The 18,430-nt window shown below is 39.8% G+C and carries 21 protein-coding genes; 14 read left to right on the top strand and 7 right to left on the bottom strand.

Translation table 11 applies throughout. The annotated features are described in order from the left end of the window. Positions 1–23: 23 nt before the first annotated feature. Entirely contained in the window at positions 24–746 is a 723-nt protein-coding gene (locus tag LF822_RS10145; protein ID WP_253923914.1) for a YetF domain-containing protein, read from the bottom strand. 126 nt (positions 747–872) lie between these two features. Here LF822_RS10145 and LF822_RS10140 point away from each other — a divergent pair, with 126 nt between their 5' ends. The 7 genes from LF822_RS10140 to LF822_RS10110 are packed head-to-tail and all read left to right on the top strand — an operon-like array spanning position 873 to position 4,802. Then, complete coding sequence (locus LF822_RS10140) at positions 873–1,130, top strand: metal-sensitive transcriptional regulator (protein ID WP_253923913.1); 258 nt, start codon at positions 873–875, stop codon at positions 1,128–1,130. Positions 1,131–1,185: 55 nt separating this feature from the next. Beyond that, positions 1,186–1,665, top strand: coding sequence for a DsrE/DsrF/DrsH-like family protein (locus tag LF822_RS10135; RefSeq protein ID WP_253923912.1), 480 nt, complete (start codon positions 1,186–1,188; stop codon positions 1,663–1,665). A 15-nt stretch (positions 1,666–1,680) separates the two neighbouring features. Continuing rightward, positions 1,681–1,968, top strand: a complete 288-nt coding sequence (locus LF822_RS10130; RefSeq protein WP_253923911.1) for a rhodanese-like domain-containing protein — start codon at positions 1,681–1,683, stop codon at positions 1,966–1,968. A 20-nt stretch (positions 1,969–1,988) separates the two neighbouring features. Then, positions 1,989–2,549 (top strand): sulfurtransferase TusA family protein, encoded by a 561-nt coding sequence (locus LF822_RS10125; RefSeq protein ID WP_253923910.1) that lies wholly within the window; start codon positions 1,989–1,991, stop codon positions 2,547–2,549. Between the two features lie 37 nt (positions 2,550–2,586). Next, entirely contained in the window at positions 2,587–3,714 is a 1,128-nt protein-coding gene (locus LF822_RS10120) for an MBL fold metallo-hydrolase (RefSeq protein ID WP_253923909.1), read from the top strand. Between the two features lie 33 nt (positions 3,715–3,747). Continuing rightward, positions 3,748–3,975, top strand: a complete 228-nt coding sequence (locus tag LF822_RS10115; protein ID WP_253923908.1) for a sulfurtransferase TusA family protein — start codon at positions 3,748–3,750, stop codon at positions 3,973–3,975. Between the two features lie 50 nt (positions 3,976–4,025). Beyond that, positions 4,026–4,802 carry a sulfite exporter TauE/SafE family protein gene (locus tag LF822_RS10110; RefSeq protein WP_253923907.1) on the top strand — a complete coding sequence of 259 codons (777 nt, stop codon included), beginning with the start codon at positions 4,026–4,028 and terminating at the stop codon, positions 4,800–4,802. A gap of 542 nt (positions 4,803–5,344) precedes the next feature. On the opposite strand, the gene LF822_RS10105 is transcribed toward LF822_RS10110, so the two are convergent. Further along, positions 5,345–7,285 carry an LTA synthase family protein gene (locus LF822_RS10105; protein ID WP_253923906.1) on the bottom strand — a complete coding sequence of 647 codons (1,941 nt, stop codon included), beginning with the start codon at positions 7,283–7,285 and terminating at the stop codon, positions 5,345–5,347. A gap of 236 nt (positions 7,286–7,521) precedes the next feature. Here LF822_RS10105 and LF822_RS10100 point away from each other — a divergent pair, with 236 nt between their 5' ends. The 5 genes from LF822_RS10100 (at position 7,522) to LF822_RS10080 (ending at position 10,452) form a co-directional block, all read left to right on the top strand. Continuing rightward, positions 7,522–7,983 carry a DinB family protein gene (locus tag LF822_RS10100; protein WP_253923905.1) on the top strand — a complete coding sequence of 154 codons (462 nt, stop codon included), beginning with the start codon at positions 7,522–7,524 and terminating at the stop codon, positions 7,981–7,983. Positions 7,984–8,172: 189 nt separating this feature from the next. Further along, positions 8,173–8,337, top strand: a complete 165-nt coding sequence (locus LF822_RS10095; RefSeq protein WP_253923904.1) for a hypothetical protein — start codon at positions 8,173–8,175, stop codon at positions 8,335–8,337. Positions 8,338–8,451: 114 nt separating this feature from the next. Next, positions 8,452–9,576, top strand: coding sequence for a CapA family protein (locus LF822_RS10090; RefSeq protein WP_253923903.1), 1,125 nt, complete (start codon positions 8,452–8,454; stop codon positions 9,574–9,576). Positions 9,577–9,743: 167 nt separating this feature from the next. Then, positions 9,744–10,058, top strand: a complete 315-nt coding sequence (locus tag LF822_RS10085; protein WP_253923902.1) for a winged helix-turn-helix transcriptional regulator — start codon at positions 9,744–9,746, stop codon at positions 10,056–10,058. Positions 10,059–10,203: 145 nt separating this feature from the next. After that, positions 10,204–10,452 (top strand): DNA alkylation repair protein, encoded by a 249-nt coding sequence (locus tag LF822_RS10080; protein WP_253923901.1) that lies wholly within the window; start codon positions 10,204–10,206, stop codon positions 10,450–10,452. Between the two features lie 51 nt (positions 10,453–10,503). Here LF822_RS10080 and LF822_RS10075 read toward each other — a convergent pair whose 3' ends face one another. The 3 genes from LF822_RS10075 to LF822_RS10065 form a co-directional block, all read right to left on the bottom strand. Then, positions 10,504–11,085 carry a hypothetical protein gene (locus LF822_RS10075; RefSeq protein WP_253923900.1) on the bottom strand — a complete coding sequence of 194 codons (582 nt, stop codon included), beginning with the start codon at positions 11,083–11,085 and terminating at the stop codon, positions 10,504–10,506. Positions 11,086–11,094: 9 nt separating this feature from the next. Next, positions 11,095–12,276, bottom strand: coding sequence for a ParM/StbA family protein (locus LF822_RS10070; protein ID WP_253923899.1), 1,182 nt, complete (start codon positions 12,274–12,276; stop codon positions 11,095–11,097). A gap of 350 nt (positions 12,277–12,626) precedes the next feature. Next, positions 12,627–13,814, bottom strand: a complete 1,188-nt coding sequence (locus LF822_RS10065; protein WP_253923898.1) for a class I SAM-dependent rRNA methyltransferase — start codon at positions 13,812–13,814, stop codon at positions 12,627–12,629. A 154-nt stretch (positions 13,815–13,968) separates the two neighbouring features. Here LF822_RS10065 and LF822_RS10060 point away from each other — a divergent pair, with 154 nt between their 5' ends. Continuing rightward, positions 13,969–14,982: an LLM class flavin-dependent oxidoreductase gene (locus LF822_RS10060; protein WP_253923897.1), complete on the top strand. Its 1,014-nt coding sequence runs from the start codon at positions 13,969–13,971 to the stop codon at positions 14,980–14,982. A gap of 107 nt (positions 14,983–15,089) precedes the next feature. Then, positions 15,090–15,221 carry a hypothetical protein gene (locus tag LF822_RS22800; protein ID WP_256521831.1) on the top strand — a complete coding sequence of 44 codons (132 nt, stop codon included), beginning with the start codon at positions 15,090–15,092 and terminating at the stop codon, positions 15,219–15,221. 8 nt (positions 15,222–15,229) lie between these two features. Here the strand turns inward: LF822_RS22800 and LF822_RS10055 are convergent, their stop codons facing one another. Both LF822_RS10055 and LF822_RS10050 read right to left on the bottom strand, forming a co-directional pair. Next, a complete protein-coding gene (locus LF822_RS10055) occupies positions 15,230–16,579 on the bottom strand; it encodes a dipeptidase (RefSeq protein WP_253923896.1) in 1,350 nt (449 codons plus the stop codon). 356 nt (positions 16,580–16,935) lie between these two features. After that, a complete protein-coding gene (locus LF822_RS10050) occupies positions 16,936–18,423 on the bottom strand; it encodes a glutamate synthase subunit beta (protein WP_253923895.1) in 1,488 nt (495 codons plus the stop codon). Positions 18,424–18,430 lie beyond the last annotated feature (7 nt).

Here is an 18,430-nt window from a genome sequence, read left to right as displayed (position 1 = left end):
GTGTAAATGCTCCTAAACTTATTTTAATGTACAATAGGAGGCACGGTCCCCTCCCCTTCCTCTTTAGTGGAATACACAAATTTCCCTGCAGGTGTAAGAGCACCATAAAACACTTCTTTCATGTCAAAAATGCTATGGTTGTTTAGTTGTTCTTGCACCCACTCTTTATCTTTCCCCAACCTTTTTAGCATTTCTTCCTGCAGTTCACCGTCTAATATAATCGGAACGTCATATTGCCCGTTTGTAATTTTCCCTCCAACGTCTTCCTTTGTCGCCCATTCTTTGTCTCCTTTCAGCTTAACGGAAAGTTGTCCATTCGCTTCCACCACTGCAATTTCTACATCTTGAATAGTAAATACGCTTTTCTCCCTAAGCATCTGCCCTATATTATCAATAGCATAATGCACTTTCTTCATGTTTTTATAAAGAAATTTACCATTATAGATAACAACAGTTGGTTCAAACGTAAGTAATTTACCAATTTTACGGTTTTTCAATTTCATATAAATGATGAGCTGATGAAGCAGCGCAATAGCCACCATAGCAACAATTGTATGAATGTGATTAATATCAGGGTCAGCGATATCAGCTCCTACTACAGAGCCCAATACTAAAACGACTAAAAAATCAAATACAGGAAGCTCTCCGACTGAGCGCTTTCCCATATATAACCCGATAACAAGCATAAATGGAAGAATGGTCACAATTCTTCCTAATACTTTTAATGTATCCATGAAAATGTCCATAATTTCTCACCTCCATTTTAGACTCTCCCAAAAATATAATTTTAAATGTTGACAATATACCCAATGGGGTATATTATGAACTCCTACTCGCCAAAAAAGAAACTTCAAAAACAAGGAGGTTACCCTATGCATTACAACAGTTCGGTAAAAAACCGCGTCAAACGAATGCAAGGTCAGCTGCGAGGTATCCTCAATATGATGGAAGAGGGCAAAGACTGTAAAGACGTTATTACCCAGCTGTCAGCTGCATGCAGTGGACTTGACCGTACAATTGGATTAGTCGTAAGTTCTAATCTGGTTGAATGCATCCAAGATGCACAGGATGAACAATCAAAGGAAGAATCTATTAACGAAGCTGTACAATTATTAGTGAAAAGTCGATAATTTTTTTAATATAAATAATACCCTTAGGTGTATATGTATATAGGAGGAAGATATTATGTCTGAAACTAAGAAAACGAACATTATTTTATTCAGCGGAGATTACGACAAAGCTATGGCAGCTTACATTATTGCTAACGGAGCAGCCGCTTATGATCATGAAGTAACCATTTTTCATACTTTCTGGGGATTAAATGCACTGCGTAAAGATGGTCACGTAGCAGTTAAGAAGAACTTTATTGAAAAGATGTTCGGCAGAATGATGCCGCGTGGAGCAGATAAAATGGGCTTGTCTAAAATGAACTACGCCGGCTTTGGTCCGAAAATGATTAAAGATGTTATGAAAAAACACAATGCTATGCCCTTACCTGATCTTATCAATATGGCCCAGGAACAAGAGGTAAACCTGGTTGCTTGTACGATGACAATGGATTTGCTTGGACTCCAAAAAGAAGAACTACTTGATAATATTGAGTATGCAGGAGTAGCTGCATACCTGGGAGAAGCTGAAGACGGTAACGTTAACCTGTTTATCTAAGGAGGAAATACAAAAGTGAAAACTATAACACCCAAAGAAATAGAGATGACCTATGAAGAAGTAAACATTATCGACGTGAGAGAAACCAATGAAGTGGCTGCAGGAAAAATACCCGGTGCTTTAAATATACCTTTAGGACTTATTGAACCTCGAATGAATGAGCTTGATAAATCAAAAGAATATGTCCTGGTCTGCCGCTCCGGGGGACGCAGTAGTCAAGCGGCTCAATTTTTAGAAAATCAAGGGTTCAACGTCATGAATATGGATGGCGGAATGATAAATTACAAAGGAAAAATTGAATAATTTTAAGGAGTGTTATATCTATGAATATTAAAACAAATGAAACCTTGGATGCGAAAGGTTTAGCCTGCCCGATGCCAATTGTAAAAACTAAAAAAACAATGAAGAACTTAGAGAACGGCCAGGTTTTAAAAATTGAAGCTACGGACAAAGGCTCTACGGCTGATATGAAGGCATGGGCTGAAAAAACAGGTCATCAATACCTTGGAACTACTGAAGAAAATGATGTATTAAGCCATTATATTCGTAAAGACGGAAATGAAGATTCTCAAGAGAAGAAACACCCCCAGGTGGTAGATAATGAGACGGTCCAATCCCTTGATAAGGATTCAGTGATTTTAGATGTTCGTGAATCTGCCGAGTATGCATTCGATCACATTCCGGGGGCGAAGTCTATTCCACTTGGGGAACTGGATGAGCGCATAAGTGAAATCGATGGTACGAAGAATATTTATGTTATCTGCCGGACGGGCAGCCGCAGTGATATGGCAGCCCAAAAGTTAGCAGCTAAAGGGTATGAACACGTCTATAACGTAGTTCCAGGCATGAGCGGCTGGTCAGGAGAGACTACAAAGTCCGAATAATTTTTTAACTAAAATAATACCTTAGGGGGTAATTGTAATGACTGTTAATCCTATGACAGCTCAACAGGTCACTCAAAAAATAGTAAACAATGAGCCGCTGTTTATTTTAGATGTTAGAAATGAAGATGCTTTTCAAGACTGGAAAATTGAAGGAAAAAAAGTCACATATTTAAATATCCCTTACTTTGATTTACTTGACGGCGTGGAAGAAATCCTTGATCAACTCCCTGCCGACCGGGAGATCTTAGTAGTATGTGCCAAGGAAGGGTCTTCTGTGATGGTGGCAGAAATGCTTTCTGAAGAAGGCAAAGATGTATTCTATCTTCAAGGGGGTATGAAATCCTGGAGTGAATATCTAGAGCCTGTTAAAGTAGCCGACTTAAATAACGGCGGAGAACTCTTTCAATTCGTGAGGATCGGTAAAGGCTGCCTTTCTTATATGGTGGTATCAAATGGGGAAGCCGCAATTATTGATGCCACGCGAATGATAGACATTTACACCTCTTTTGCAGAGGGAAAAGGAGCTAAAATCATTCACGCTTTCGACACTCACTTACATGCCGATCACATTTCAGGCGGTCGAAAACTTGCCCGACAAACAGGTGCAGCCTATTGGCTTCCTCCGAAAGATGCCGGAGAAGTGACGTACAGCTATGTCCCATTAGAAGATAATGAAATCGTGAAAGTCGGAAATGAGGAAATCATCATACACGCCTTGTATACTCCAGGACACACGATTGGCTCTACGTCCTTTGTGATCGATGACCAGTACCTTCTTTCTGGAGATATTTTGTTTATTGATTCAATTGGACGTCCTGATCTTGCAGGTAAAGCAGAAGACTGGGTACAAGACCTGCGCGAAACACTTTATTCTCGCTATAAAGAGCTTTCTGAAAATCTGATTGTATTACCTGCCCACTTTATGAGTATGGATGAATTGAACAGCGATGGTACTATAGCAGCGAAGCTGGGAACCTTGATTTCTAACAACCATGGCTTAAACGTGAAAAATGACGCTGAATTTCGAAGAATAGTCACCGAGAATCTCCCGCCTCAACCAAATGCCTATCAAGAAATAAGAAAAACAAACATGGGTATAATTTCACCAGATGAAGAGCAGCAGCGTGAAATGGAGATTGGACCTAACCGTTGTGCGGTTAGATAACAAAAAAACATACAAATCAGGAGGTAATAAAATATGAACTCTACTAAAGTATTAGACGCGAAAGGAATGGCGTGTCCTATGCCTATTGTTAAAACTAAAAAGGCAATGAAAGAGCTTGAAACAGGAGATATCCTGGAAATCCATGCAACGGACAAAGGTGCCAAAGGTGATCTTAAGGCCTGGGCAAAATCCGGCGGACACGAGCTCCTTAAAAGCGATGAAGATAATGACATCTTAAAATTCTGGATTCAAAAAGGATGAAAATAAAAAGGGAACCTGGAGCGGTTCCTTTTTTTTAAGGAGTGATGGTTGTGGAATTCGGTCTTATTCTTACTATATTCTTAATCGGTTTTGCTGGCTCGTATATATCAGGAATGCTGGGGATTGGCGGCTCTATCATTAAATACCCTATGCTCCTTTACATTCCACCTCTAATCGGCTTCACTGCCTTTACAGCTCATGAAGTATCTGGAATCAGTGCAGTACAAGTCTTTTTTGCTACGTTAGGCGGAGTGTGGGCATATCGTAAGGGAGGCTATTTAAATAGATCCCTCATTCTGTATATGGGTGTAAGCATTTTAATTGGAAGCTTCGTTGGTGGATATGGTTCTCGTTTTATGCCTGAAGATGGTATAAACATTGTATATGGGATATTAGCATTAACGGCGTCTGTCATGATGTTTGTTCCAAAGAAAGGCATTGATGAGATTCCGTTTGAACAAGTGAGCTTTAGTAAATGGCTTGCTTTCGCTTTGGCCTTAATTGTTGGTGTCGGAGCAGGAATTGTAGGTGCCGCCGGGGCGTTCTTATTAGTCCCTATTATGCTGGTAGTACTTAAAATTCCTACACGAATGACCATAGCATCCTCTTTAGCCATTACGTTGATTTCATCAATCGGCGCCACTGTCGGCAAAGTTACTACAGGACAGGTTGACTATACGGCGGCAGGCATTATGGTTATTGCCAGTTTGATCGCTGCCCCTTTAGGAGCTAAAGCCGGAAAATCGATAAACACTAAAGTTCTGCAAGCCATATTGGCGGTGCTAATTGCAGTTACTACGATTAAAATATGGATGGATATTATCTAAAAGATACCATGATACAAGCCTTCACCCTAATTGGGGAAGGCTTTGCAGCTTATTGAGAAACTATCGTTTACTCTTAAGTGTAAACATACCTTGCATAAACAAGAGGTAAGGGTTTTAGGAAACGACTCGCTTTCCGTGGGCGTACGGTAAGCCTCCTCAGGCTTTGCCTTCTGGGTCTCACCATGTACGTACCTCCCACAGGAGTCTCGCCGTTTCCTAAAACCCTTTTTCGATAAATGATCACTAGACTCATAGGAGTTCATGAGGTCTTATTCTGTGATTCAATGGTTCCGAGAGCGTCTTGTGATTAAAAGGAACAGAAAAAGGAAGGACTCCTGCGGGACAAACAGACTGGAAAAGCCCCACATTTCGCAGACCGAGGAGACTTTCCTCCTGCCCCGCTTAAAAGCAGCGCTTTTTCCTGTTCCATTTTCTTCTGGTTCTAATGAGGGAACCATGAGGCACGATGTACACCTACACCCAAACTTTATCAACAGCCTGAAAAGCCTTCACCGATTGGGGTGAAGGCTTTGTTAATAATATTATTCTTCTTCGTCTGAGGATGACTCTTCCTCTTCGATCATTTCTGTCTCATCAAGATAGCGAAGTAAGTCACCATAGATAATCGAATCAGACATTGCCAGTTCTTCTTCTGCTTCTTCAAACAATGGGTCGCAATTATCATTTTCTACTTCTTCTCCAGTTTCACGTTCGTAACAGGATCCTTTAACACCAACATAGTCTTCGTTAGCAAAGTCTCCATCGCGCGTTATCATCATTTCACGACGGTCTTCGCTAAATAGATCTTGACCAAATTGAATTGGGTTATCATCTTCTACTCCGAGCAGGTTCATAATTGTCGGACGTAAGTCAATCTGCCCGCCGACTGTATCATGCTCCTCTGGTTCAATTCCCTCTCCAATCATGAGAAGAGGAACACGCTGCAACTGGAACTGTTCGTATTCATCAATATCTTTGTCTAAATATTGTCCCATTGCTTCCTGATGGTTTTCAGAAATTCCGAAATGGTCTCCATAAATCACAAGGACTGTATCATCATAAAGATCAGACTCTTTGAATTCTTCAACAAATTGTTTCAAAGCCTCATCCTGATAGCGAATCGTTTGGAAATAACGATTGACCGTCCCACTATTCGTATCGCCTTCATCAATATATTTCTTATCTTCAGGAAGAGTAAACGGATGGTGGTTCGTTAACGTAATCATCTTATTATAAAATGGCTGGTCCATCTCTTCCATTTTATCTAAAGACTCCTCAAAGAAATACTCATCCAGATAACCCCACCCATAAGACTTTTCATCTGTTACATCATAATCTTCTTTTCCATAAAATTCGTCATATCCTAACGAATCATACATCACATTACGATTCCAGAAAGTTTTGTCGTTGGCATGCATGTTAGATGTTGTATAACCGTTTTCTCCTAAAATTTCAGGGGAAGCTTCGTATTCATTACCTGAATGTGTAAAGAATGCAGCTCCACGGTTTAAACCATACATAGAATTATCAAGAATAAACTCTGAATCAGAGGTACGACCTTGCTTAACCTGGTGGTAGAAGTTACTAAAGTAAGCCCCTTCTTCTTTAAGGTCATTAAAATAAGGCGTCAGCTCTTCACCGTTAACTTCATTATCCACGACAAATGTTTGAGTACTCTCAAGAGATATTGCAATCACGTTTTTGCCTTCAGCTTTTCCAGTCATTTCACTATTCGGCTCTGTTTTCTTCTCATTTAAATAGTTCAGAGCTGGAACTAATTCGTTACTGTCAGCAAAGGTTTTCTTCATTTCTGTTTGCCCTTGAAGAACAATATCATAAACATGATAGTTAATGACTCCAATGTATTTAACCAGCATGTTACGATCAAACGCTCTCTCAAGAAGATCCGTTCGTTCCGTTTCAGCCCATGCTAAATTCGCAAGGAACAACGGTATAGCTATCATTGCCAGTATAATTCCTTCTCTGCGTTTAGGCGCGAATTTAGGAAAACGAGTAGATTTTAAATAGAATAATAGAAAGACAGCTGCAAATACATCTACGAAAAGCAGAATATCCATCATGGAAAGAATACTTGTAATACTGCCGCCTAAGCCGGCAAGGTTTGCTACCTGCCCAAGCATGGGTATGGTAATAAAATCATTGTATTCACGATAGAACAAAACATTTACATACAGGAGGATCGATCCGATAATATAAGTAACTAACAGACCTCTTCGTCCGCCTAATAGAATTCCTATACCAAACAACAGAAAGATACTGCTGAGCGGATTAAAAGCCAAAATAGCAGCTTCATTAGCATTCTCTACGTCCAATGTAAAGATGCTTCCTTGAATAAAGTACATTTTCATCCAGAAGATAGCAATTACAACAGCGTAAATCAGCCATTTATTTAATTTACCTTTGGTGAAATATTTGTTATTTGTAAACATCGTAAAACCTCCGTTAATTTTCCACTCACTCATTTTACCTTATATCCCCTATTTTTTGAACTTAAAACTGTCTCATTTTAACAAAATGAAATATTTGTAATGAAATGTTCAATTTTTTGCCACAGAAAAATAGTTCTTTTTCCTCGTGACAGGCACTTATACCTACCTTAAATTTCCAAATAAGATTTACCCCAAGCATTATCGTTGACCCATTTAATCCTAGAATATATCTTTGAGTTGAGAATTTTAATTTCAAAAGGAGGATTCAAATGAGTAAAAGTACTCGTTTTACTGACTATTTTCTATCCCATAGGGAAGTAACTAATGAATTAACAGCTAAAATTGATAAAGACTATTACAACTACAAACCCACTCCTTCTTCTATGGAAGCTCAAAAACTCGTGATTCATATCTATGAAACCGCATATATGTTTGCGAGAATGGCAAACGGCCAGGAACCAAATAAATTATTTACTGCGGAAGACACCAGCAGCCTTACTGAACAAGCTGAAACTTATACAGAACAAACATTGCAACTGATTCATGCTCTTTCTGATGATGATTTTAATAATAAAGTTGACGTATCTAAAATTTTCGGAAGAGAATTAACGGTTTCTGAGCTTTTACACACAGCTGTCGACCACGAAATTCACCATAAAGGAAATCTATTTGTATATGTAAGAGAGATGGGACATACAGACCTTCCTATATATGTGAAACTCAGCAAATGAAGTTTCTGTAACAAACTACTCCTCTCTAAAAGTTAGCGTTAACTTATATCCGGGTGGATATATTTCGGTATTATTGCCTCCGTATGTACCTGGAGAAAACCAAATTCAATTGACCCCCGGGTAATAAATACTGAGACTGCAGAGAAGATCGTTATACTTTTATTCGGTGACTTGCAGCTGAAATTTTACATGGACTTGAGCTGGATTCAGGCTTCAGCCGACGGTGTGTATCCTTTTTTGGCTGCAGGTTTAATTAAATCTAAATCGTATTTGGCAGTCTGCATTAGTATCATTGTGAGAAGAAGTCTAATTCGTGTCCATTTGTTTATTCCTGAGAAACAGAAGTCTGCTTAAAACCATCCTTTTAAGGGTGGTTTTATTGTTTTTTCATCGAATATTACCCTTCTGATTCTGCTATAATAGGACAAAGATAGAGATTACTTTGTCCTATTATAGGAGTTGATTGACGTGAAAAAATTTTTAAGTATTATCATTTTAGGTGGATTGCTAAGTGGATGTTCTGGGTCCCTGGCTGATCCTCCACTTTCCCATAGCAAAAAAAACATTAACCTCCATGAAAAACCTCCTTACCAGATGGAAGAACGAGTCAGCGTCACTGCAGTCGGGGACATGCTCATTCATGACCGCGTCTACAATGATGCAAAAACCTCAGATGGCTTTAACTTTATGCCTATGCTTGAAAAAGTAAAACCATACTTAGAAGATACGACTATTACTTTGGCTAATCAGGAAACAATGATTGGAGGAGAAGAAATAGGGTTATCCAGTTATCCTTCATTTAACACACCTAAAGAATTCGGAACGACATTAAAAGACTTAGGAGTAGATGTCGTATCTCTGGCGAATAATCATACGCTGGACCGCGGAGAAGATGCAGTAATGAGCGCCCTTGACCACTGGGACCATATAAATATGATGTATACAGGTGCCTATCGAAACGAAGAGGATCAAAATAATACTAGAGTCTTAAAAACTGAGGAAGGCATAGATGTATCATTTTTGAGTTATACATACGGAACGAACGGTATTCCTGTGCCGCAAGGAAAATCACACCTGGTGAACTTAATAGATAAAGAACAAATAAAACAAGACGTAGAAGAAGCTCAACAGAAAAGTGACGCGACCGTACTAAGTCTTCACTTTGGAGATGAGTATGAACCTCTACCTAACGAGGAACAACAAGACTTAATGGAGTATACAGCTGATTTAGGTGTTGATGTTGTAATTGGTCATCACCCTCACGTTCTCCAGCCTATCGAATGGGTTGATGGAGAAGATAATCATAAAATGTTAGCTGTATATTCCCTGGGAAATTTTTTCTCAGGGCAGGATGCATTAGAAAAAAGAATCGGCGGAATAATCAAGTTCGATTTTGCTAAAAAGGATGAGGATATCAGTGTGGAGGATCCCCGTTTCATGCTGACTTATGTTACCTCGGAAGGTCCGCATGCTTATGAGGCTGTACCTATGCACGAGTTAAATTCAGACCTTCTGCCGGAATACAAAGTCTTGATGGAAGAAAACAAACAACACCTTTCCCAGTGGATGCCGGAATTACGGTTTATCGAATAGAAACCGCTTATTGAATTCTTTGAGTAGGGAAACCTATGTTATGAGGTTTCGCAGCTAATCGTAATTTTCATCTGCTTTCATTTCCAGCTTACTTTTTGTAAGTTAATGTGCCTTATTTATTTAATTACTTAAACGTTCGTGGTATATTTTATTTAGGAGTGATAACTATGAATAAGGCTGTGTGTCCCCGCTTTGAGAAAGCCATAACGATCCTTAGTCAAAGATGGACCGGGTTAATTATATATCAGCTTTTGGAGGGAGAACAAAGGTTTAAAAGTATCGAATCTTCTATCGGAATCAGCGGCAAAGTACTTTCTGACCGACTAAAAGATATGGAACAGGAAGGACTTATTATTCGTGAAGTATTTCCTGAGACCCCTGTAAGGATTGAATATTCCTTAACTGAAAAAGGGAAATCGTTAAAACCAGTTATTGAAAGTGTACAAGATTGGTCTCATGATTGGATTTCTATAGAGAACTGATTTACCTGTTATTAAGACGAGTGCAAGACTCTTTTCGACATTTCCCGGGAAATGTCTACATATTTTTTCATGAAAAATAATTATAAAATTTATAAAGAACGTCCATAATAGTAGCTATACTATATTTATGGAGGAAGCGAGAAAATTGAAGCCTTATTTATGTCCCAACTGTAAAACCAATCGTTCCAGGTTTAACAGAATCAAACAGGTCGCAACATCTATTAAACTAGATCCTCGTTCTGGTCAAATCATATCTGAGTGTAACCCTGATCAGCTCGCTGTATATCATGTAGACTACAGAGGACCGGAGTTTAAAGTTCAATGCGGCGCTTGTGGAACAATTGAAGACGAACAAAGCTTCTTAAGTTATGCTGAGCACAACCCTTTATCTTAGCTTGTTGCGAAAAAGTAACCCTCAACCTTAAAGTAGGTTGAGGGTTACTTTTTATTTATTCATGCTTGAAAGAAAGTCTCCTAATGGGTCATCTTCCTCTTCGTTTTCTCCCGTTTCCTCTGAAGAGTGCAGGTCTTGGAGACTTTCCAGGCTTAAATCATCAAGTTCCTCATCACTGCTAGTCTCTAATACAGAATCTTTTTTAGAGTTTTCACTTTCCTCAGATGGAAATGCTTGATCAGACGCAGCAGCAGCTTCTTCTTGCAGATAAAGAGCTTCATCAATATCTACCGCATTACTGTTTAGTGAGGCCAGCAGTGTCATAGCCCTTGTCGGATCACTTAACAGCTGGTAAAGAATGGTCCCCATAAGTGCTTCAGAATGCTCATGTTTCAGCCAGTTTCGCTGTTCTTTCGTGAGCTGTCTTGGCAATGGAATGGTGACGGTTTCTTTCTCTTTAGTTAAAGACTTGTTGACTCCATCCATTACAAACTGTGCAATTTTACTAGAAAAGTTGCGTCGTTCTTTTTCTTTTAAAGAGGTTAATTGCTTCAACATATGGTCTGGCGTATCCGAGGGGACCCGAAATGTAATGGATTGCCCCCTTTCCACACCTTTTTTAGCACTACTCATCTAATCACCTTACTTTGATGGTGCTTTTTCTTTCTTAACTTCCTTCTTATTTTGTGCAGCTTCTGACTTTCGAATATAGTCAGAAATTAATTTGTAGTATGCATTGGCCATCATCCAAATACTTTCGTTCTCATCCTCAAAGAAGTCAATATTAAAGCCGTCGAGTTTGTTGTTAAGAGTCTTGATATATTCCTTTAATACCGCTGAACCGCCCCCGACAAAATAACAAATTTCTGATTGGGAATTCTTCTGCCATACATTTCTTAAGAAGCGGTATTGTTTTTTTGCAAGTTCCAGCAGGATTCGGTCAGTAATATCGTGGACACTTGTACGGCTGCCCTTAACCATAATGTGATGGCGGTCATTTTTTCTTGTGATGATATCTACTACGTCTCTACGGCTGTCAAGTTGTACTCCATGTTTCGTAAGTATCTCGTCCCGTATTTGCTCGAGTGATTCTGCTACTCCTAAATTAAAGCCTTGTGCTTTGTCATCATCAACATTGCGGTTACGGATAACTGCGATATCTGTAGAAAGACCTCCAATATCCTGTATTAGAATTTGTTTATCAATAAGGTCCTTATTGATAATATTCAAGTCATTATCCATCACTAAGTTCACGTAAGCTGCAAATCCTTCTGGATACACCTTCACTTCATCAAATTTGATATTTACTTTCATGCCTTGATACTTAGGTGTAACTAAAAACTCAACCTGGTGTACTGACCCAAGTAGTTGAGATCGGTACCCAACGTCTTTTCCTTCTTTTACTTCACGTAATGGCAGGCCAGTTCCCAGAGTGTAATTTGCTTCGACTACGCTGTTTTTTGAAGATTGAGCGTCTTTACCTGCTACGGCGTCTAGTGCTAATGACGTAAACAACATGATTAATGTCTGATCTTCTTCTGATTTACTGCTTCCTGGATCAAGTTCTGTTGAGTTATCACTTTTAGCCGCTAAATTCCCCACACGATATATCGCGTTGTTTTCCTGCAGTGCAGGGGAGTGTACGCGAATATGTATGTTATCCAGAGGTTCTTTATCATCTAATTCTTCGATCCCAATAACTGGTCGGTCTTCTAAATCACGCGCAATTACGTTTGGTATATATAGTTCAGATTCCAGCTTGCCGAAGTTTGCTTTTACTGCATCGTTCCCCACATCTACAGCGGCAATTTTTGATTTTGTCATTTAATAGCTCTCCTTTAATATAAAAGAAATTAGCTAGATTACTAGCTTCACTATTAAACATATTAGATCGTATCGTATTAGTCAATGTGACTATTTTCGTGTTCGTATTTGTGTACATGTTTATAATTTGTATACTTGTTTACTTATTCGTACACATGCTGATATTACAGCATGTGTACGAAATTGTATACAAGTATGCGGATACGTGTACATTTGCAATCTTATTTGTACACATGCAAACATTTATGTATACTTTCTGAGAGAGAAGTGTCGAAATACACTGAAACATAAATCATCAAAATTGTATTAAAATTGACAAAGAAAAATCGACTGTAGAAAACAGTCGATTTTCAGGAATCCAATTTTAAAAATAAGACTTTTAGATAATTTCCTTCTTTAAAAGCAGAGATCGTTTTGAAGTCGTTAGGAAGAGAATATTCTTCCACGATTTTATAAGAACGAGGGGATTGATTAAAAGCAGTTTCAACAAAAGATTTAAACTTTTTCATATTGAATTTTGCACAATTCGTAGAGGCTATAATAACCCCTTCTCTCTCTGTGATCGAAATTGCTTCCTGTAACAAGGCAGGGTAATCCTTCTCTGCTCTAAACGTATTTTTCTTAGAACGTGCGAAGCTTGGAGGATCTAAAACCACTAAATCATAAAGACGTTTTTTCCTATTAGCATATTTAAAATAATTAAAAACGTCCTCAACAATAATGTCATGGGCTTCATAGTCAACTCCGTTTAAACTAAAGTTTTCTATAGTTTTGGCATAACTTCTATTTGCTAAATCTACACTCGTTGTATGAGATGCACCACCAAGAACTGAGAAGACTGAAAAAGCACCAGTATATGAAAAAGTGTTTAAAACCCTTTTACCAGAAGAGTAAGAGTTTCTAATTGCCTGCCTGACTTCTCTTTGATCGAGAAATAAACCTACCATCGCACCCTCGTTAAGATATATAGCGAACTGGATGCCATTCTCTTTAACAATAATGGGGAAAGAGCCCCTCTCCCCCATCACGAACTCCTCATCCTCTATATACTGTCCCTGCCTGCCAAAGCGTTTCTTTTCATAAACCCCATCATAACGGAAAAGCTGCTTGATTGCTTCGAGTACATAATTCCGGAATTGATAAGCTCCTTCACTGTACCAATTCAATAAGTAATAATCGGCAAACTTATCAATGGTGAGTCCGCCGAACCCATCCCCCTCTCCATTGAAGACTCTAAAAGTATTAGTATCTGTATCCTGAAAGAGAGATTTACGAAGCCCAAGTGCATTACTTAACAAATTTGAAAAAAACTTTTGATCTATAGTTAGATCAGAATTAGATGTTATTATCCACCCTATCCCCTTGTTTTGAAGACCATAGTATCCTTTACCAATAAACGTGTGGTTTTCGTCAATAATATGAAGAAGGTCTCCCTCCTTCAACCCGCTGTCGAAATCTTTAATAGACGATTTCTGCAGTAAAGGATAGCCTTTTTTGAATTTGACAGCTTCTTTATTTTTTATCTTAATTGTTTTCATTATAAACTCCTGTCTGTCTTATATTCATTTAAATATCATAGTAAAGTTAAAACTACATACTTGCAAACTGAAGCATAAAGCAAATTGTTTTGTGTCTCGAAATAATATTGATACGATAGCGGTAATAATCCGATGAAAAAAGGAAGATGTAAATATGTCTAATAAGAAATTAAATGATATAAAGTATTCTGTTCTTGATTTAGCCCCTGTAACTGAAAGAGGGAGCCCGTCAAAATCATTCAACAATTCCGTGGATCTTGCCCAGAATGCAGAGCAATTGGGCTTTACACGCTATTGGCTGGCTGAACACCATAATATGCCTTTTATTGCCAGTTCGGCTACAGCCGTTGCTATCAGCCATGTCGCTCATCATACTTCATCTATTCGAGTAGGGGCAGGAGGTATCATGCTCCCAAATCATGCTCCACTTATTATTGCAGAACAATTTGGGACGCTTGAAACTCTGTTTCCCGGGCGGATAGACTTAGGGCTTGGCCGTGCTCCAGGAACAGATCAGACGACCGCATATGCCCTGAGGCGTAACCTCGACGGCAACGCCGAAAATTTCCCTGCAATGGTCGATGAGTTAAGAGGCTATTTTAACCCTGAACTCGCAACAGGTCTCAGCAGCGTCCGGGCGATACCAGGTGAAGGCTTAACTATTCCAGTCTGGCTCTTAGGTTCCAGCGGATTCAGCGCTCAATTGGCAGGGCAATTAGGCCTTCCTTTTTCTTTTGCCAGTCACTTTTCACCAAACAATACCATGGGGGCCATAGATCTCTATCGACGTAATTTCACCCCTTCAGAGACTCTTGACAAGCCCCATGTAATGGTAGGCATAAACGTTATTGCTGCTGATACTGACGAAGAAGCAGAACGATTGGCCACTTCATTGTATCAGCAATTCTTAAATCTTGTACGTAATACGAATAAGCTATTGCAGCCTCCAGTTAATAATATGGATGATGTTTGGATGGAGCACGAGAAGCACGCACTACAGCAGCAATTGGGTGCTTCGATCATTGGCGGCCCGGAGAAGGTGCAGCGTGAATTACAGCATTTCTTAGATGAAACGCAAGCGGATGAAATGATGATAATTTCCCAAATTTATAATCACGAAGCCAGAGTTCACTCCTACAAAATTGTAGCCGATATCATGAATACCTAAACCCAGCCGTACTGGCTGGGTTTTGTTTTATAATGAAAAGTAAGGGAAATACTAAATAAAATTGATTATCACCAGTATTTGAAAAGTTAGTATAAAGGAGAATGACAATGTTTGAACTCGTTGGAACTTGTTCGGTGTGTGGTAAAGCTGTCTATTGCAGGGATGGGTTTTTAGATGGGATTATAGATGAAGAACAGATGCTGAAATGTAATGAGTGTGAAGAAAAAGAGAGCCATTAGAGACTCTCTTATATTTCATTTAAGAAATCACAAACCGTTTCTATTCCTTTAGTAAAGTTCTCAATATGAAAGTGCTCGTTAGGTGCATGCAAGTTCTCCGTCGGCAGTCCGAATCCCATGAGAACAACCGGAGCTGATAATACTCTTGAGAAGACTTCCACAATGGGAATAGACCCTCCTTCTTTAGGAAACAGAGGACGTACTTTGTAAACCCGTTCAAATGAATCGGCAGCCTTTTGCAAAATGGGATGCCTTGAATCCAATGACACAGGTTTAGCCGTTATAAGTTGATTTAATCGGACTCTGCACCCCTGAGGTTTATACTTATCTACGTGCTGTTCAATTTGTTTGTAAATATAATCAGGATCCTGGTCCCCTACAAGCCGGCAGCTGATTTTGGCTTGCGCTTTGCCCGGTACGATTGTTTTAAGCCCCTCGCCAGCAAAACCGCCGCTGACCCCGTTAATTTCGAGAGTAGGACGAATACCCGTACGTTCTTGAAAACTAAAGCCCTTTTCACCATAAAAGCTTTCTAAGTCCAAAGCTTCTTTCGTAGATTTTTCATTAAAAGGAATTTTTGCTGCTTCGCTTCTAAGTTCTTCTGTTGGCTCAGGTACACCTTCGTAGAACTGCTCAACCGTTACTTGTCCATCATCACCGTGAAACGAGGCTAAAAGTTCCGTCAGGCCGTGCACAGCATTGGGAACGCCGCCTCCATAAGAACCAGAGTGAAGATCGGTGTTTGCCGTTTCAACCTCCAATTCTAGAGCCAAAGCGCCTCTTAACGATGTACAGATGGCCGGCTGACCCTTTTCGATAAAAGAAGTATCAGATATTAAAACGGCATCAGCGGCCACCTTTTCTTTGTTTTCACTAATAAAGGGACCAAGGTTAGGGCTGGCCACCTCTTCTTCTCCCTCAATACAAAATTTCACATTAACCGGAAGACTTCCTCGTTCCTTCATTAGTAAATCGATGGCTTTAACGTGGATATAGAGCTGACCCTTGTCATCAGTTGCTCCCCTGGCGTATATTTTCTCATCCTTAATTACCGGCTCAAAAGGAGGCGAGTCCCACAGCTCAAGAGGATCTGCAGGCTGAACGTCATAATGTCCATAGATGAGTACAGTAGGCTTACCTTCAGCGTGAAGCCAGTCCGCATAGATAATAGGGTGTCCAGTTGTCTCAATGACTTCGATATTTTCCATACCAGCCTTCTCTAATGCATGAGCTAGCCACTCCGCACTGCGTTTCACCTCACTTTTATATTCTGATAAAGAAGAAATACTAGGTATACTTAAGAATTCTGTTAATTCGTTTAAAAATTGTTCGCTATGTAAGTTAATTTTCTCTTTCATTTAACCAACTCCCTATTTAAGTCTTTCTTTTATTATAACAAGGAGTCAAAAGAGAAATACAATTCTGGATCTTCGTTGTGTTAAAGCTGAGCCTGCAAAAAAGAGCTCATAGACTTTTCAGCCCACAAGCTCATCCTCTTACTTATAATATTATAGCAGTGATAAAATAAAACCTATTACTACAATTGCGCCTATAATCATTAAAATTGTTCTAAGCATGGTTAACATCCTCTCTTCGTCTTTACCTTACACATACCTTATTTATCAGCAAATTAAACAGCAATTATTCAAATTCCATACAAATGCTTATATTTCTCAAAAAAATACCAGTCCCCTAAAGGACTGGTTCTTATATGTTACGGAAGTACAGTTGACCCCATTAAGTAGCGGTCACATTCACGCGCCGCTTCACGGCCTTCATTAATGGCCCAAACAATTAAGCTTTGACCTCTGCGCATATCTCCGGCAGCAAACACTCCGTCGATACTCGTCTCATATTTCCCATATTCAGCTTTCACATTTGATTTAATCGTTGTCTCTACACCAAGCTTTTCAATAAGGTCCTGCTCAGGCCCGCTAAAACCGATAGCAAGAAGGACAAGATCTGCCTTCCACACTTTTTCTGTGCCAGGGATTTCACGGCGGGAGCGGTTGCCTTTTTCATCAAAGATCAATTCAACATTTACAGTATGAACCTCTTTTACTCGGCCTTCCTCATCCCCGACAAATCGTTTAGTCATTACGGCATACGCTCTAGGGTCACGCCCAAGGTTGGCATCTGCTTCGTTATGACCATATTCTACGCGGTGGACGATAGGGTATTGCGGCCATGGATTTGTTAAGTCATCACGGTCTGAACCTTTTTTATCGTAAATATCGAACTGGGTCAGGCTCTTACAGTTATGACGTACAGAAGTAGCCAGACAGTCTGTACCAGTGTCCCCTCCGCCAATTACAACAACATCGCGGCCTTCTGCAGAGATATAGTTACCATCCTCAAGGTTTGAGTCCAACAAGCTTTTTGTATTGGAGTGAAGAAAATCCATTGCGTAATGAATTCCTTTTAAGCTTCTTCCATCTGCTTCGATATTGCGGTGAACTGTTGCACCTCCGCAAAGGATGACAGCATCATATTCTTCACGCAGTCTTGACACAGGATAATGACGGCCTACTTCAGTATTTGTTACAAATTTAATACCTTCTTCTTCAAGGATTTTCACACGACGCTCGACTACAGAATAAGGCAGTTTCATTTCCGGAATACCATACGTTAATAATCCGCCGACACGATCGTTACGCTCGTACACAGTTACCCAGTGGCCTGCTTTATTAAGCTGGGCTGCTGTGGCTAAGCCTGCCGGTCCTGAGCCGACAACAGCTACCTTTTTCCCTGTTCGGGACTTAGGAGGTTCGGGCAGGACCCATCCATTTTCAAAGCCTTTTTCAATAATCGAACGCTCGACAGTACGAATTGCTACGGGCGGCTCATTGATGCCGAGTACACATGCTCCTTCACAAGGAGCAGGGCATGCAAACCCTGTAAATTCAGGGAAGTTATTCATTTCATGCTCTTTCTTTAATGCTTCTTTCCACTGCCCGCGATAAACTAAATCGTTCCATTCCGGAATTAAGTGATAAACAGGACAACCCGTCGTTGATCTGTTGATTTCCATACCCGATTGACAAGTAGGAACGCCGCAGTCCATGCAGCGTGCCCCTTGCAATTGTACTTCTTCATCAGTCAACGGAAGAGTATAGTCATCCCAGTCTTTCGTACGCTCAGCAGGGTCACGTTCTTTTTGTGACTGCCTATCGTACTCCATAAAACCTGTTGGCTTTCCCATAAAATCC

Source organism: Halobacillus sp. A5 (genome assembly GCF_024189315.1).
In the GTDB taxonomy this organism is placed as follows: Bacteria; Bacillota; Bacilli; order Bacillales; family Halobacillaceae; genus Halobacillus_A.
The sequence above is the reverse complement of the archived record's forward strand: the minus strand, read 5'-3'. Positions and strand labels throughout refer to the sequence as shown.

Coding starts and splice junctions, on each gene's coding strand:
- LF822_RS10145 (WP_253923914.1), bottom strand. CDS start 746: ATGGACATTTTCATGGATACATTAAAAGTATTAGGAAGAATTGTGACC.
- LF822_RS10140 (WP_253923913.1), top strand. CDS start 873: ATGCATTACAACAGTTCGGTAAAAAACCGCGTCAAACGAATGCAAGGT.
- LF822_RS10135 (WP_253923912.1), top strand. CDS start 1,186: ATGTCTGAAACTAAGAAAACGAACATTATTTTATTCAGCGGAGATTAC.
- LF822_RS10125 (WP_253923910.1), top strand. CDS start 1,989: ATGAATATTAAAACAAATGAAACCTTGGATGCGAAAGGTTTAGCCTGC.
- LF822_RS10120 (WP_253923909.1), top strand. CDS start 2,587: ATGACTGTTAATCCTATGACAGCTCAACAGGTCACTCAAAAAATAGTA.
- LF822_RS10115 (WP_253923908.1), top strand. CDS start 3,748: ATGAACTCTACTAAAGTATTAGACGCGAAAGGAATGGCGTGTCCTATG.
- LF822_RS10105 (WP_253923906.1), bottom strand. CDS start 7,285: ATGAGTGAGTGGAAAATTAACGGAGGTTTTACGATGTTTACAAATAAC.
- LF822_RS10100 (WP_253923905.1), top strand. CDS start 7,522: ATGAGTAAAAGTACTCGTTTTACTGACTATTTTCTATCCCATAGGGAA.
- LF822_RS10095 (WP_253923904.1), top strand. CDS start 8,173: ATGGACTTGAGCTGGATTCAGGCTTCAGCCGACGGTGTGTATCCTTTT.
- LF822_RS10085 (WP_253923902.1), top strand. CDS start 9,744: ATGAATAAGGCTGTGTGTCCCCGCTTTGAGAAAGCCATAACGATCCTT.
- LF822_RS10075 (WP_253923900.1), bottom strand. CDS start 11,085: ATGAGTAGTGCTAAAAAAGGTGTGGAAAGGGGGCAATCCATTACATTT.
- LF822_RS10070 (WP_253923899.1), bottom strand. CDS start 12,276: ATGACAAAATCAAAAATTGCCGCTGTAGATGTGGGGAACGATGCAGTA.
- LF822_RS10065 (WP_253923898.1), bottom strand. CDS start 13,814: ATGAAAACAATTAAGATAAAAAATAAAGAAGCTGTCAAATTCAAAAAA.
- LF822_RS10060 (WP_253923897.1), top strand. CDS start 13,969: ATGTCTAATAAGAAATTAAATGATATAAAGTATTCTGTTCTTGATTTA.
- LF822_RS22800 (WP_256521831.1), top strand. CDS start 15,090: ATGTTTGAACTCGTTGGAACTTGTTCGGTGTGTGGTAAAGCTGTCTAT.
- LF822_RS10055 (WP_253923896.1), bottom strand. CDS start 16,579: ATGAAAGAGAAAATTAACTTACATAGCGAACAATTTTTAAACGAATTA.
- LF822_RS10050 (WP_253923895.1), bottom strand. CDS start 18,423: ATGGGAAAGCCAACAGGTTTTATGGAGTACGATAGGCAGTCACAAAAA.